Origin of the sequence: Mesorhizobium sp. AR02 (genome assembly GCF_024746835.1) — a bacterium.
GTDB lineage: Bacteria > Pseudomonadota > Alphaproteobacteria > Rhizobiales > Rhizobiaceae > Mesorhizobium.
Genome location: NZ_CP080531.1, coordinates 3,284,236 through 3,298,194 on the forward strand (window position 1 = coordinate 3,284,236; position 13,959 = coordinate 3,298,194).

11 protein-coding genes are annotated in these 13,959 nt (G+C 63.5%); 9 read left to right on the top strand and 2 right to left on the bottom strand.

The features are described 5' to 3' along the window. Positions 1 to 75: 75 nt before the first annotated feature. The 8 genes from tolQ (at position 76) to ftsH (ending at position 9,308) form a co-directional block, all read left to right on the top strand. Positions 76 to 786 carry a protein TolQ gene (gene tolQ, locus DBIPINDM_RS20035; protein ID WP_023766137.1) on the top strand — a complete coding sequence of 237 codons (711 nt, stop codon included), beginning with the start codon at positions 76 to 78 and terminating at the stop codon, positions 784 to 786. Between the two features lie 11 nt (positions 787 to 797). Beyond that, positions 798 to 1,250: a protein TolR gene (gene tolR, locus DBIPINDM_RS20040; RefSeq protein WP_183463941.1), complete on the top strand. Its 453-nt coding sequence runs from the start codon at positions 798 to 800 to the stop codon at positions 1,248 to 1,250. A gap of 7 nt (positions 1,251 to 1,257) precedes the next feature. Continuing rightward, positions 1,258 to 2,415, top strand: coding sequence for a TonB family protein (locus DBIPINDM_RS20045; protein WP_258588845.1), 1,158 nt, complete (start codon positions 1,258 to 1,260; stop codon positions 2,413 to 2,415). A 39-nt stretch (positions 2,416 to 2,454) separates the two neighbouring features. Then, on the top strand, positions 2,455 to 3,765 hold the full coding sequence (gene tolB, locus DBIPINDM_RS20050) for a Tol-Pal system beta propeller repeat protein TolB (protein WP_258588846.1): 1,311 nt from the start codon (positions 2,455 to 2,457) through the stop codon (positions 3,763 to 3,765). 248 nt (positions 3,766 to 4,013) lie between these two features. Beyond that, complete coding sequence (pal, locus tag DBIPINDM_RS20055; RefSeq protein WP_095201157.1) at positions 4,014 to 4,520, top strand: peptidoglycan-associated lipoprotein Pal; 507 nt, start codon at positions 4,014 to 4,016, stop codon at positions 4,518 to 4,520. Positions 4,521 to 4,744: 224 nt separating this feature from the next. Next, positions 4,745 to 5,860, top strand: a complete 1,116-nt coding sequence (gene ybgF / locus DBIPINDM_RS20060; protein ID WP_258588847.1) for a tol-pal system protein YbgF — start codon at positions 4,745 to 4,747, stop codon at positions 5,858 to 5,860. Next, a complete protein-coding gene (tilS, locus tag DBIPINDM_RS20065; protein WP_258588848.1) occupies positions 5,860 to 7,257 on the top strand; it encodes a tRNA lysidine(34) synthetase TilS in 1,398 nt (465 codons plus the stop codon). The genes ybgF and tilS overlap by 1 nt, the downstream gene beginning before the upstream one ends. 122 nt (positions 7,258 to 7,379) lie before the next feature. Continuing rightward, complete coding sequence (gene ftsH, locus DBIPINDM_RS20070) at positions 7,380 to 9,308, top strand: ATP-dependent zinc metalloprotease FtsH (protein ID WP_258588849.1); 1,929 nt, start codon at positions 7,380 to 7,382, stop codon at positions 9,306 to 9,308. Between the two features lie 174 nt (positions 9,309 to 9,482). On the opposite strand, the gene DBIPINDM_RS20075 is transcribed toward ftsH, so the two are convergent. After that, positions 9,483 to 10,964, bottom strand: coding sequence for a tetratricopeptide repeat protein (locus DBIPINDM_RS20075; protein ID WP_258588850.1), 1,482 nt, complete (start codon positions 10,962 to 10,964; stop codon positions 9,483 to 9,485). A gap of 286 nt (positions 10,965 to 11,250) precedes the next feature. Further along, positions 11,251 to 12,108, bottom strand: a complete 858-nt coding sequence (locus DBIPINDM_RS20080) for a hypothetical protein (protein ID WP_258588851.1) — start codon at positions 12,106 to 12,108, stop codon at positions 11,251 to 11,253. Between the two features lie 369 nt (positions 12,109 to 12,477). Between DBIPINDM_RS20080 and glmM the strand changes: the two genes are divergently transcribed. Continuing rightward, positions 12,478 to 13,830 (top strand): phosphoglucosamine mutase, encoded by a 1,353-nt coding sequence (glmM, locus tag DBIPINDM_RS20085; protein WP_258588852.1) that lies wholly within the window; start codon positions 12,478 to 12,480, stop codon positions 13,828 to 13,830. Positions 13,831 to 13,959: the final 129 nt, after the last annotated feature.

Sequence of the window (13,959 nt, forward strand, 5' to 3'; positions counted from 1 at the left end):
GCCTCGTGCGAACCGACCACAAGGGATGCCAGGGGCCAGCCGCCAGCTTCGCCCGGAAATCTTAAGGACGTAACGATGGAAAATATCGCACTCGCCGAACCGGGCGCGCAATTGTCGATTTGGGCGCTGTTCATGCAGGCCAGCTGGGTGGTCAAGCTGGTCATGATCGGGCTGCTCTGCGCCTCGGTGTGGACCTGGGCGATCATCATCGACAAGCTGGTCGCCTATGGCCGCATGCGGTTGGCGTTGAACCGCTTCGAGCAGGTCTTCTGGTCCGGACAGTCGCTGGAAGAGCTCTACCGCACGCTTGCCGACCGCAAAACCAGCGGCATGGGCGCCATTTTCGTCGCCGCCATGCGCGAGTGGAAGAAAAGCTTCGAGAAGGGCGCCAAGACGCCGCTCGGGCTGCAGACCCGCATCGACAAGGCGATGGACCTGGCGCTGACCCGCGAGATGGAGAAGCTGGAGGGGCGCCTCGGCTTCCTCGCCACCACCGGTTCGGCAGCCCCCTTCATCGGCCTGTTCGGCACGGTCATCGGCATCATGACGTCGTTCCAGGCGATTGCCGGTTCCAAGAACACCAGCCTCGCGGTGGTCGCGCCCGGCATCGCCGAGGCGCTGCTGGCGACGGCCATCGGCCTGCTCGCCGCCATCCCGGCCGTCATCGCCTACAACAAGCTGTCATCGGATGCGAGCAAGATCGCTGTGCGCATGGAAGGGTTCTCCGACGAGTTCTCCGCCATACTCTCGCGCCAAATCGATGAAAAAGTCGCGCCGAAGGCCTGAGGAGTAACGAGATGGGCATGTCCGTAGGCATGGTAGGACGCGGCGGGCGCGGCCACCGGCGGCGCGGCCGTCACCACGCATTGATGTCGGAAATCAACGTCACACCGATGGTCGACGTGATGCTGGTGCTGCTGATCATCTTCATGGTCGCCGCACCGATGCTGACGGTCGGCGTGCCGATCGACCTGCCGGACACGCAGGCCAAGGCGATGAATGCCGATACCCAGCCGATCACCGTCTCAATCGATGCCACGGGCAAGATCTTCCTGCAGGAAACCGAGATCCCGATCGAGGAGCTGGTGGCCAAGCTGCAGGCGATCTCGAAGACCGGTTACGAGGAACGCATCTTCATCCGTGGTGACAAGTCCACCGACTATGGCACCGCGATGAAGGTGATGGCCCGCATTTCGGCCGCTGGCTACAAGAACATCGGCCTGGTTTCGCTGCAGGAACAGGATCAATAGACGCGAGATGAAGACCGGCCTCACCACATCGGTGATCTTGCACATGGCGGTGCTGGCCTTCGGCCTGTTCACGCTGTCGGCGCCGGCCGCGCTTCCGTCCGCCGATGTCGAGTCGGTCGCGGTCGATATCGTGCCGATGGAGGCCATTGCGCAGACGCTGCAGGGCGACAAGAAGGCCGTGATGCATGAAAAGCCGGCGCCATTGCCGACGCAGCGTCCCGACATCGTGCCGGCTGCGCAGAAGGTCGGCGAGAACAGCGTCGATACCGACAAGCCGATAACGCCGGAGGCCAAGCCGAAGCCGGTCGATACGACCTCGGCCCCGCCGCCCGCGCCGACTCCGAAAGAAAAGCCGAAGACCGAGGACGTGCCGAAGCCGCAGGAAAAGCCGAAGCCCATTCCGGCGACGGAAGTGGCGCCGGCGCCGACGCCCAAGGAAGAGGTCAAGCCCGAGCCGGTCAAGCAGACCGAGCCCAAGCCGACACCGGCCAAGCCGGCGCCGACCCCGCCGCCGCAGGACAAGACCGCCGCCATCGATCCGACGCCCGAGGTCAAGCCGGATGCCGTCGCCGAGGCCATAGCCAAGGACCCGCCGACCGAAGAGACGCAGTTGCCGAGCTCGGCGCCGGCGCCGGAAGCGCGGCCGAAGCCGCAGCCGGCACCGGCTGAAAGCGCCAAGGCGCCGGAACGCAAGGATGCCGAAAAGCCGGTCAAGGAAGCCTCGTCGAAGCCGAAGTCCGACGACAAGCAGTTCAACGCGAACGAAATCTCGGCCCTGCTCGACAAGCAGAAGCCATCCGGCGGCGGCGCCAAGCGCTCGACGCAGCAGGCGTCGCTCGGTGGCGACAAGGACCAGGGCCAGAAGCTGTCGAAGTCGGAGCAAGGGGCGCTGGAAGATCAGCTTAAAGGTTGCTGGTCCATCCCGGCGGGCCTCGAAGGTGCGGAAAATTTTGTGGTTGTGATTCAGTTCAATCTAAATGTTTCCGGGAAGCTTGACGGTCGCCCGACCGTGAAGACGTCGAGCGGTAATCGCCAGTTCGACGAAAGCGCCGTACGCGCCGTCCAGAAATGCGACATGGCCGGTCTGCAAGTTCCCGCCGGCAAGCATGACATCTGGAACGATGTCGAGGTCACTTTTGATCCAAGAGAGATGCTTGGCCTCTAGGCCGAGAGCTGGAACAGCGAAGAAGAAAAGCGAGAAGACATGAGATCTTTCCTCAATCCGCTCCTGGTGCTTGTAGCCGTGACACTGGGCATAACGGCAAGTTCTGTCGTTCCAGTTCTGGCCAAAGTCGAGCTCAAGGTTACCGGAGGCAACATTGAGCCGCTGCCGATTGCCATCACCGATTTCCAGGGCGGCGATGCGCTTGGCGCCCAGATTTCGCAGATAGTCACCGCCGACCTGAAGCGCTCCGGGCTGTTCGCGCCGATCGACAAGAGCGCCTTCATCGAGAAGATAACGAACCCGGACGCGGCACCCCGCTTCGACGACTGGAAGGTGATCAATGCCCAGGCGCTGGTCACCGGCAGCGTCAGCAAGGAGGCCGATGGCCGTATCCGCGCCCAGTACCGGCTATGGGATACATTTGACGGGGTACAGATGTCGGGCGAACAGTTCTTCGCCAACGATGCCAACCAGCGCCGTGTCGCCCACATCATCGCCGACGCCATCTATGAGCGGATCACCGGCGAGAAGGGCTATTTCGACACGCGTGTGGTGTTCATCGACGAGTCGGGCGCCAAGAACGCCCGCAAGAAGCGGCTCGCCATCATGGACCAGGACGGCGCCAATGTCCGCTATCTCTCGGACGGCCGCTCGATCGTGCTGACGCCGCGTTTCTCGCCGAACCGGCAGGAAATCACCTACATGTCCTATGAAAGCGGCCAGCCGCGCGTCTATCTCCTGCAGATCGAGACCGGGCAGCGCGAACTGGTCGGCAACTTCCCGGGCATGACGTTTGCGCCGCGCTTCTCGCCCGACGGCCAGAAGGTGATCATGAGCCTGCTGCGCGACGACGGCAATTCCAACATCTTCGCCATGGATTTGCGCAGCCGCTCGACGACACGGCTGACCAACTCGACCGCCATCGACACCTCGCCCTCCTATTCGCCCGATGGCAGCAAGGTGGTGTTCACCTCCGACCGCGGCGGCCGTGCGCAGATCTATGTCATGGGCGCCGACGGCTCGGGCCAGACCCGCATCTCCTTCGGCGACGGCGTCTATTCGACGCCGGTGTGGTCGCCGCGCGGCGATCTCATTGCCTTCACCAAGCAGACCGGCGGCGAATTCCAGATCGGCGTCATGAAGACCGACGGCTCGGGCGAGCGTATCCTGTCGTCCGGCTTCCAGCAGGAAGGACCGACCTGGGCGCCTAACGGCCGCGTGCTGATGTTCTTCCGCGATTCCGCCGGTGGGCCAAAACTGGTTTCGGTCGATCTTACCGGCCGCAACGAGCAATCGATCCCGACAGCGAACTTTGCTTCCGACCCGGCCTGGTCGCCGCTGCTTGAGTAGCTTCGGCTGAATTGCCACACATGCTGAAAAGGGGCCGTTTCGGCCCCTTTTCCATGCATTGGTCGCGTTTTGGCCGCATTTCCGCCTAGGGTCCGCGCCAACTGTGGCCTCGGATCAAGAGGTTGCGGACGGGCAGCCTAACCAAATTTTAACCGTGTTTCTTGAATGCCGGTTAACCCAAACGTGGTTACTGGGTGATCAACGAAATCACTCGAATACGATCACTCGAAATACGAAGGAGAGGCGGCATGGGCCGTATCGCAGCACTTACCAGAAACCCGGCCATGATCGCGCTGGTGGCGATGCTCGCCATCACCGGTTGCGCCTCGAAGAAGACGCCAAACAACGCCGCTGACCTTGGCCTCAACGGCGCTGGTGCTGCAACGCCCGGTTCGGCGCAGGATTTCACCGTCAATATCGGCGACCGCATCTTCTTCGACACGGACTCGACCTCGATCCGGGCTGACGCACAGCAGACGCTTTCGCGCCAGGCGCAGTGGCTGAACCAGTACAAGCAGTATGCCATCGTCGTCGAAGGCCATGCCGACGAGCGCGGCACGCGCGAATACAATCTGGCCCTTGGTGCCCGCCGCGCCGCCGCCACCCGCGACTTCCTGGTCTCCAAGGGCGTCGCTTCCAGCCGCCTGAAGACCATTTCCTACGGCAAGGAGCGTCCGGTCGCTGTGTGCGACGACATCTCCTGCTGGTCGCAGAACCGCCGCGCGGTCACCACGCTCAGCGGCGCCGGTTCCTGAGTTGGATACAGCCGATCGGCGCGTTGCAAGGACGCACCGCTGTCGAGCGACAAAAATGCAACACAGCTTTGCGAAAGGCGGCCCCCGGGCCGCCTTTTTCATATCCGGATGCCTGAAACAAAATTTGGCCGAAGTCTCGCGCCCTGCTATGAGCCGAGGGCGCTTGGCTGGTCCCACTCTGGTTGGAAGGCGCGAACAGACTAACGACACACGGCGAGAGGCACATGCATTTGAGATCGGTTCTGAGCGGCACGCTTGCGCTGCTGCTCCTTTCAGGCGTCACCGCCCCGGCTAGCGGCCTGGGGGCCAGCGGTACAGGGCAATCAACCGACAGTGGCTTTTCCTTCCATCTGCCCAGCATCGAGCTGCCCAGCCTTTTCGGTGAAAAGAAGAAGCCGGATCAGGTCCAGATGGTGCAGTCCGATCCTACTGCCGTCACCAGCCTGGAAGACCAGTTGCGGCAGATGAACGGCAAGATCGAGGAACTCAATTTCCAGGTCCTGCAGATGCAGGAGCAGATCCGCAAGCAGCAGGAAGACAACGAGTTCCGTTTCCAGCAGCTGGAAGGCGGCTCGCAGGGCGGACAGGCACCGGCGGCACCGAAGAAGAAGTCCGACGCAACCACCGACACCAACACCAACGTGGCTGCGGCCCCGGCAACCCAGGCGCCGGCCGATGCCGGCGCCGCTACCGGCAGCGATCAGTCGACCGGCGGCAAGACGGTCGAGGATGTCATCGTCGAATCACCCGATGGCGACCCCGGCAAGGTGATCCCCGGCACCGGAGCGCCGGAAAAGACCTTTGGCTCGATCACCGTCGACAAGAACGGCAATGTGATCGATGCCGGTGGCAACACCCAGCCAACCGCGCCCGCGCAAGACACTGCCCCCGCCCCCGGCGCTCCGGCCAAGGCCGGCAAGTCCAATGGCACGATCGTCGCGGCGCTGCCTTCCACCAAGGATCCGGAAGAGCTCTACCGCAATTCCTATCAGTTCATCCTGTCGGGCGATTACAGCACCGCCGAACAGGGTTTCCGCGATCATATCTCGCGCTTCCCCAAAGATGCCAAGACGGCGGACGCGCATTACTGGCTGGGTGAATCGCTGCTTGGCCAGCAGAAATACCGCGACGCGGCCGAAGTCTTCCTCGCTGCCAGCAAGGACTATCCGAAGGCCAAGAAGGCGCCCGACATGCTCTTGAAGCTCGGCGTGTCGCTGGTCGGCCTCAAGCAGCACGACGTTGCCTGCGCCACCTTCAGCGAGGTCGGCAAGCGCTACCCCGATATCTCCAATGCACTCAAGGAACGCGTCAAGCAGGAGAAGGCCCTGGCTGCCTGCTAATGCTCGCGACTGAGCCCGATCTTTCGACCAGACTTTTTTCGCATATCGATTTTACCCACGGCGCCGTTGCGGCCGTGTCCGGCGGCAGCGACTCGACCGCCCTGCTTCTCCTTCTCAAACAGCATCTCGACCGAACCGCGCCGTCCGCGAAGCTGCTGGCGGTGACGGTTGACCATGGCCTGCGGCAAGGTTCGGCAGCCGAGGCGCAGGCCGTGGCGAAACTGTGCGCTGAGCGCGGCATTGCCCACCGCACTATGGTCTGGGCGGGAAGCAAGCCATCGACCGGCCTGCCGGCGGCGGCGCGGGAAGCGCGCTACCGGCTGCTGGCAGAGGCGGCGCGCTCGGAAGGCATCGGCCTCATCGTGACCGGCCATACCGCCGACGACCAGGCTGAGACGGTGCTGATGCGGCAGACGCGGGAGGAGGGCCGGGAGTTTGCCGAAATGGCAAGCCGCGGGCTTGCCGAGATGGGAGGCCGTGGGCTTGCCGGCATGGCACCTGCCACCCTCTATGACTGGCGCGAGTGGATCGTTCGGCCGCTTCTGGGCACGCGGCGCGCGGCGCTTCGCGATTTCTTGCGGCGTGAACATGTCGGCTGGGTCGATGATCCGACCAACATCGACGAGACCTTCGAGCGGCCGCGCGTACGCGCCGCGCTTGCCGGCGAAAGTGCCGAGCACATGGAGGGCGCGCTGCTGCTCGCCGGCCAGGCCGCTATCGAGCGCAGTCAGCTTGGCGCCGGTGCCGCCGATCTGATCCATCGCTTCGCCAGCCAGCCGACCACGGGCCTCATCCGCCTCGACCCGCGCCTGCTTTCGGCCGGCGACGACCGGGCGGCCATCTATGCGTTCCGCATTTTGCTGGCCACCGCCGGAGGCGTTCCCTTCCTGCCGGACCAGGCGCGCAGCGAGGCGTTGTTCGATCGGCTGAAGGCCGGATTTCTTTGCGCCACATTGTCGCGGACCGTGGTCGATTTCCGGCGCATCGGTATCTTCCTGCGCCGCGAGGCGCGGGGGTTGCCGGCCGCCGCCGCGGCTGTCGACAACACCATCTGGGATGGCCGCCGCCACATCACATTGAACGACAGCTCGAGCGGATTGTTGATCGCACCATTGGGGAGCGCCGCGGTGAAACGGCTGGCGATCGATGATGGAGAAACCCCGGCAAGCCTGATGCGCGCCGCATTGGCCGCGGAACCGACATCGCGGCAAGCCTTTGAAAACCCTGGTTTGCCGCAGGGCGAGCCGGGCTCGCCAGGGTTCGCGGCACGGCCGGTCGTGTCCCCTTTTGCTCGCTTCCTGCCGTCCTTCGATCTGGCGCCGGCGCGGGCCGTCGCCGAACTGATTGGCGCGTCACCGCTTCCCGCTCCGCCATTGCGCGGCCACAGTGCCGGCTGATGGTGGTCGAAAGCTTAACCCAGACGTGCTGTTCTGCTTGGCAAGGGGAGGCGCTCTCCCTATGTTAGGCGCAAGTTTCCTCTCATGATGCTGTCCGTGCGCGGACGCCAACGGGACAATTGATGAATCCGAACTATCGCAACCTCGCGCTCTGGGCGATCATAGCGGTCCTGCTCATCGCGCTTTTCAATCTGTTCCAGACGCCGCAGACGCGCGGGGCTTCGAGCGATGTGCCTTATTCGCAGTTCCTGCAGGATGTCGCGGCCGGCCGGGTCAAGACGGTGACCATTGCGGGCGCTCGCATCACCGGCACCTACACCGACAATTCCACCGGCTTCCAGACCTATTCGCCCGGCGATCCCCAGCTGGTCTCGCGGCTGCAGGACAAGAACGTCACCATCAATGCGCGGCCTGAGACCGACGGCTCCAATTCGCTGTTCGGCTACCTGATCTCGTGGCTGCCGATGATCCTGATCCTCGGCGTCTGGATATTCTTCATGCGCCAGATGCAATCCGGGTCCGGGCGCGCCATGGGTTTCGGCAAGTCGAAGGCCAAGCTCCTGACGGAGGCGCATGGCCGCGTCACCTTCCAGGACGTCGCCGGCGTCGATGAGGCCAAGGAAGATCTGGAAGAGATCGTCGAGTTCCTGCGCGACCCGCAGAAATTCCAGCGCCTCGGCGGCAAGATTCCGCGCGGCGTGCTGCTGGTCGGCCCTCCCGGCACCGGCAAGACGCTGCTCGCCCGCTCGGTCGCCGGCGAAGCCAACGTGCCGTTCTTCACCATTTCGGGTTCGGACTTCGTCGAGATGTTCGTCGGTGTCGGCGCATCCCGTGTGCGTGACATGTTCGACCAGGCCAAGAAGAATGCGCCCTGCATCATCTTCATCGACGAAATCGACGCCGTCGGCCGCCATCGCGGCGCCGGCCTCGGCGGCGGCAATGACGAGCGCGAGCAGACGCTGAACCAGCTGCTGGTTGAAATGGACGGCTTCGAATCCAACGAAAGCATCATCCTGATCGCGGCCACCAACCGTCCCGACGTGCTCGATCCGGCGCTGTTGCGTCCAGGCCGTTTCGACCGCCAGGTGGTGGTGCCGAACCCCGACATCGTCGGCCGCGAGAAGATCCTCAAGGTGCATGTGCGCAACGTGCCGCTGGCGCCCAATGTCGACCTCAAGGTCGTCGCGCGCGGCACGCCGGGCTTCTCCGGCGCCGATCTGATGAACCTGGTCAACGAATCGGCGCTGATGGCGGCGCGGCGCAACAAGCGCCTCGTCACCATGGCCGAGTTCGAGGACGCCAAGGACAAGATCATGATGGGCGCCGAGCGCCGCTCGTCGGCCATGACCCAGGCCGAGAAGGAGCTGACCGCCTATCACGAGGCCGGCCACGCCATCCTTGCGCTCAACGTGCCGTCGGCCGATCCGCTGCACAAGGCCACCATCATCCCGCGTGGCCGCGCGCTCGGCATGGTCATGCAGTTGCCGGAAGGCGACCGCTATTCGATGAGCTACAAATACATGATCTCGCGCCTCGCCATCATGATGGGCGGCCGCGTCGCCGAGGAGTTCAAGTTCGGCAAGGAGAACATCACCTCGGGCGCCTCCTCCGACATCGAGCAGGCGACCAAGCTGGCGCGCGCCATGGTCACGCGCTGGGGCTTCTCCGACAAGCTCGGCCATGTCGCCTATGGCGACAACCAGGAAGAGGTGTTCCTCGGCCATTCGGTGGCGCGTACGCAGAATATCTCGGAAGAGACCGCGCAGATCATCGACGCCGAAGTGCGCCGCCTGATCGACGAGGCCTATTCGACGGCGAAATCCATCCTGACCAAGAAGAAGAAGGAATGGATCGCGCTGGCGCAAGGCCTGCTCGAATACGAGACGCTGTCGGGCGAAGAGATCAAGCAGCTGATCGCGGGCAACAAGCCCTCGCGCGACCTTGGCGACGATACGCCGCCGAGCCGCGGCTCGGCCGTGCCGAAGTCCGGTGGCCGCCGCAAGAAGGGCCCCGAGCCCGAAGGCGGTATGGAGCCTCAGCCGTCGAGCTGAGCAGGATCCCTGGTTCAAGAAAAACGCCGCGGCTTCAACCCGCGGCGTTTTGCTGTTGGCGATGCTTGATGGCCCCAGGAAGCCGTGCCCGCGCTTGCCAGATGCGCCGCCCCCTTGCCAATCCAACCAATATGTATGGTGGCCATCTGGCGAATAGCATCCGCCGCCGCTGCGCTACCCGCCTTTGCGCTGTTTGCGGACATGGTGTTTTGCTGGTCGAGGCGGAGCGTCGAGCACCGCAAGATTCTTCTTGGCGTCTTCGTTTCCGAGGTCCGCCGCCTTCTGGTACCAGACGCGCGCCTCCTTGACGTCCTTGGCGCCGCCTTCGCCGCGCCAGAGCATGGACGCCAGGTTGGTCATGCCAGATGAGTTGCCGCCGTCGGCGGCTTTCCGGTATTGCCGCCGGGCCTCGGAGAAGTCTTTGGGGCCGCCCTGGCCTTCATGAAGCATGATGCCATACTCATTCGCGGCAACGGTATTGCCAGCGTCGGCGGCCTTTTGCATCCAATCCCGAGCACCAACTGGATCTGCCGCTCCACCTTCGCCGTGCTGGAGTAGGAGTGCAAAATTGGCCATGGCGGTGATGTCTCCGCCGTCCGCAGCTTTCTGATATTGCCGACGCGCTTCCACGAGGTCCTTTGCTCCACCCTGGCCATTGTAGAGCATGACGCCATATTCATTTGCGGCGAAGGCATTGCCGGCGTCCGCCGCTTTCTGGAACCATTGGCGGGCGGACACTGCATCCGCTGGCCCTCCGGTTCCATCTCGGAGCATCCCCGCCAGATCGGTCATCGCGGAGAGATTTCCTGCATCGGCAGCCTTCTGAAACCACTGGCGAGCGGACATCGGGTCGGCGGGTCCGCCCTCTCCGTCGCGGAGCATCTGCCCGAGGTAGCCCATTGCATCGGGGTTCTGGGCTTGCGCGCTTTTTTCGAACCACTGCCGGGCCGAAACAGCATCTTTCTCGTACCAGAGCACGTAGCCAAGCCTGCTCATGGCGACGGCGTCATTCTTTTCGGCCGCCTTCTGAAGCCATTGCCTCGCGATAACCGGATCGGCGGTTCCGCCTTCGCCCGACCAGAGCATGTCCGCGAGCTCGTTCATGGCGGCGGCGTAGCCCGCCTCGGCGGACTTTTGATACCAGCCTCTGGCTGCCGCCGTGTCCCTGGCAACGCCGGTGCCATCGCGGAGATTTAATGCCAGGCCGTACATTGCCATCGCCGCACCGCCCTTTGCCGCCTTCTCCAGAAGCGACCAGGCTCGCGGATGGTCGGCGGGAACACCCAAGCCTCGCTCATAGATGTCGGCGAGATTGATCGTAGCCAATGCATAGCCGGCGGCGTGGCCCTTCTGATATTGCGCGCGTGCCGACTCATAGGCCTTGGCGGCGTAATAGGCGCGGCCGAGCTGATAGGCGATGCGCGGATCGTCGGGGGCGGCGTGTGCGGCCGCCTCGCAGGCTGGGACGGCGATGTTCGGGTCGACCTTGTCGAGAAAAACGCCGGCAACGCCGGCCGGGCGCTTGTCGTCAAACGGACTTGCGGCGGCCTGATCGCAGATCGCCTTCACGGCTTCGACGGGATCATTTTCTGCCTGTGCGGCACTACCGCTTTGACAGGCAGCCAGAACCGCAATTGCCAGAACAACGCCCCGCATTAGTTCCCCCGACCAATGAGCGACCCGACACTAGAGCGTTTCACCGTTTCACGGAAACGGCGAACCGCCCTATCTCATTGTTTTAACGCAATTCCCAAGGGCAAAGCGCTATGCGCTTTGCCCGGGAAAACCGCTCACACTTTTCCTGGAATTGCTCGAGCAGAGCAGGCTTGAGGCAGGCGAGTGGGCTCGTCGAGGAATCCAGCGGCCGGCGGTGAATTTGACCCAAAACAAAACCCGCGGGCCGAGACCCGCGGGTTTCCTTGTCGAACTGCAATGCTGGCGATCAGCCCTTCAGCTTGGCATTGCACAGGCTGTAGAAGCCGCCGCCCTTCTGGATCCACTTCAGGCCGCCAAGCGCGTTGGCGTCCTTGAGGACATAGTACTGATCGAGGCAGGTATGCATGCGACCCTTTCCGGGGGTCTCGCTGGCATATTTCGCCGAGATCGCGGACGGGAAGGTGACGCCCTTGGGCGCAACCGTCGTCGGCTTTGCCGGCTCCTTGGTGTAATTTGCTTCGCTCGGAGCAGGCACGCTGTCGTCATCCGAGGCGGCGGCGCCGCATTCGGCCTTGCGGAAGTCGTTCCACTTCTGGCCCTTCAGCGTGTTGGCCGTCTTGGCAGCCTGGTACTTGGCGCTGCACTCGGCCATGGTCAGGCCCTTGCCGCCATTGGCGGCGGGAGCCGCGGCAGCCTTGGTGGTTGCCGGCTTGGTGGTTGCCGGCTTGGTGGTGTCAGCGGCGGCGGATGCACCGGCGGCGCATTCGGCCTTGCGGAAGTCGTTCCACTTCTGGCCGTTCAGCGTGCCGGCAGCCTTCGCCGCCTGGTACTTGGCACTGCATTCCTTGGCCGTCAGGCCCTTGGCCGTGCTGTCGGCCGCCGCGGCCGCAGCCTTGGTGGTCTTGGCCGGCTTGGTTTCAGCAGCCTTGGTCGTGGCCGGCTTGGTGTCCGTGGTGGCAGCCGCGTCGGTGCCGCACTGCGCCTTGCGGAACTGGTTCCAGGTCGCCCCAGCAAGTGTCCCCGCGTCCTTGGCGGCGTTATACTTCGTGCTGCATTCGGCCATCGTCAACGCGTTGGCTGGCGCAGCCAGGAACAACGTCGCTACGGCAAGGCCGGTCAAAGTGGCAAGTCGGTGGATGAGCATAGCGTTTCTCCGTTGCAGCAGCCCATTATACGTCCCTGCGAATCAATAACGCTCAACGGTCGGTTGCGCCAGATGCTAAGTGAGGTATATATCGCCGAAAGCTCGGTCCTCCCGATAAGGTGATGAAATCATTGTCCCTTACCGGGTCAAAAACAAGATTTTCCGCGTGCATCTGCGCCGAATAGCTCGCAAAACTGGTATATTGCAGTGCCACAGTGCCGTCATGTTAGGCTGCGGCCTTGTTGTGTGCAGTGCACAACAATGATTTTCTAAGGATTGGTAACATATAATCACACAATGTGATCAGGGCGCATCGGCCAATTGTGGCATGAGATGCCGGCAAAAGAACCGTCAGGGACTCTAACTAGCATGGCAGGAAATTACTTCGGCACCGACGGCATTCGCGGGCGCGCCAACAAGTTTCCGATGACCGCTGAAATCGCCATGCGCGTCGGCATGGCCGCGGGGCTTTCGTTCCAGCGTGGCAGCCACCGCCATCGTGTCGTTCTCGGCAAGGACACCAGGCTTTCCGGCTACATGATCGAGAATGCGATGGTGGCCGGTCTTTGTGCCGCCGGCATGGATGTGTTCCTGCTCGGCCCGATCCCGACCCCGGCCGTTGCCATGCTGGTGCGTTCACTGCGCGCCGATATCGGTGTCATGATCTCGGCTTCGCACAATCCCTATTACGACAATGGGATCAAGCTGTTCGGTCCGGACGGCTACAAGCTCTCCGACGTGATCGAAGAGCGCATCGAGAGCATGCTCGACAAGGATATCGAGCTGGGGCTTGCCGATTCCGACGGGCTTGGCCGCGCCAAGCGCGTCGACGGCGTGCATGACCGCTATATCGAATTCGCCAAGCGCACCCTGCCGCGCTCGATGTCGCTTTCGGGCCTCAGGATCGTCGTCGATTGCGCCAATGGCGCGGCCTACAAGGTGGCGCCCGAGGCGCTGTGGGAGCTCGGCGCCGAAGTCGTGGCCATCAATGTCGAACCCAACGGCTTCAACATCAACAAGGAATGCGGCTCGACCCATCCGGCCGGCCTGCAGAAGAAAGTGCATGAAGTGCGCGCCGATATCGGCATCGCGCTCGATGGCGATGCCGACCGGGTCGTCATCGTCGACGAGAATGGTGCGATCGTCGACGGCGACCAGATCATGGCGCTGATCGCCGAGTCCTGGCACCAGAGCGGACGGCTTGCCGGCGGCGGCGTGGTTTCCACGGTCATGTCCAATCTCGGCCTCGAACGCTTCCTCGGCGACATGAAGCTGCAGCTACACCGCACCAAGGTCGGCGATCGCTATGTCGTGGAGCATATGCGCGCGCATGGGCTCAATGTCGGCGGCGAGCAGTCGGGCCACATCGTGCTGTCGGATTTCTCGACCACCGGCGATGGCCTGGTGTCGGCGCTGCAGGTGCTGGCCTGCATCAAGCGCCAGGGCCGTCCGGTCAGCGAACTGTCGAAGAAGTTCGAACCGGTGCCGCAACTCCTGAAGAACGTTCGCATTGCTGGCGGCAAGCCGCTCGAGGAAGCTCCGGTCAAAGCCGCCATCGAGGATGCACGCAACCGTCTCGGCAAGGCCGGGCGGCTGGTCATCCGTCCGTCCGGCACCGAGCCGCTGATCCGTGTCATGGCCGAGGGCGACGATCCGCAGCTGGTCGAGGCCGTCGTCAACGACATCGTCGAGGTCATCTCGGAGACCCGCAGCGCCGCCTGATCTCCGGCGTACCCTCAGCGCGTCACGCCGCCGCTCTCCGGCTGCATCCAAGCCCGCCCTTCCGGCGGGCTTTTTTCGTTGGCAGGAGAACCGGTCCCCAGGCTGTCGAAATCATCCCCGAATCCTCCG

Excerpts from the sequence above, each read along its gene's own strand:
- tolQ (WP_023766137.1), top strand. The coding sequence starts at position 76 with ATGGAAAATATCGCACTCGCCGAACCGGGCGCGCAATTGTCGATTTGG.
- tolR (WP_183463941.1), top strand. The coding sequence starts at position 798 with ATGGGCATGTCCGTAGGCATGGTAGGACGCGGCGGGCGCGGCCACCGG.
- DBIPINDM_RS20045 (WP_258588845.1), top strand. The coding sequence starts at position 1,258 with ATGAAGACCGGCCTCACCACATCGGTGATCTTGCACATGGCGGTGCTG.
- tolB (WP_258588846.1), top strand. The coding sequence starts at position 2,455 with ATGAGATCTTTCCTCAATCCGCTCCTGGTGCTTGTAGCCGTGACACTG.
- pal (WP_095201157.1), top strand. The coding sequence starts at position 4,014 with ATGGGCCGTATCGCAGCACTTACCAGAAACCCGGCCATGATCGCGCTG.
- ybgF (WP_258588847.1), top strand. The coding sequence starts at position 4,745 with ATGCATTTGAGATCGGTTCTGAGCGGCACGCTTGCGCTGCTGCTCCTT.
- tilS (WP_258588848.1), top strand. The coding sequence starts at position 5,860 with ATGCTCGCGACTGAGCCCGATCTTTCGACCAGACTTTTTTCGCATATC.
- ftsH (WP_258588849.1), top strand. The coding sequence starts at position 7,380 with ATGAATCCGAACTATCGCAACCTCGCGCTCTGGGCGATCATAGCGGTC.
- DBIPINDM_RS20075 (WP_258588850.1), bottom strand. The coding sequence starts at position 10,964 with ATGCGGGGCGTTGTTCTGGCAATTGCGGTTCTGGCTGCCTGTCAAAGC.
- DBIPINDM_RS20080 (WP_258588851.1), bottom strand. The coding sequence starts at position 12,108 with ATGCTCATCCACCGACTTGCCACTTTGACCGGCCTTGCCGTAGCGACG.
- glmM (WP_258588852.1), top strand. The coding sequence starts at position 12,478 with ATGGCAGGAAATTACTTCGGCACCGACGGCATTCGCGGGCGCGCCAAC.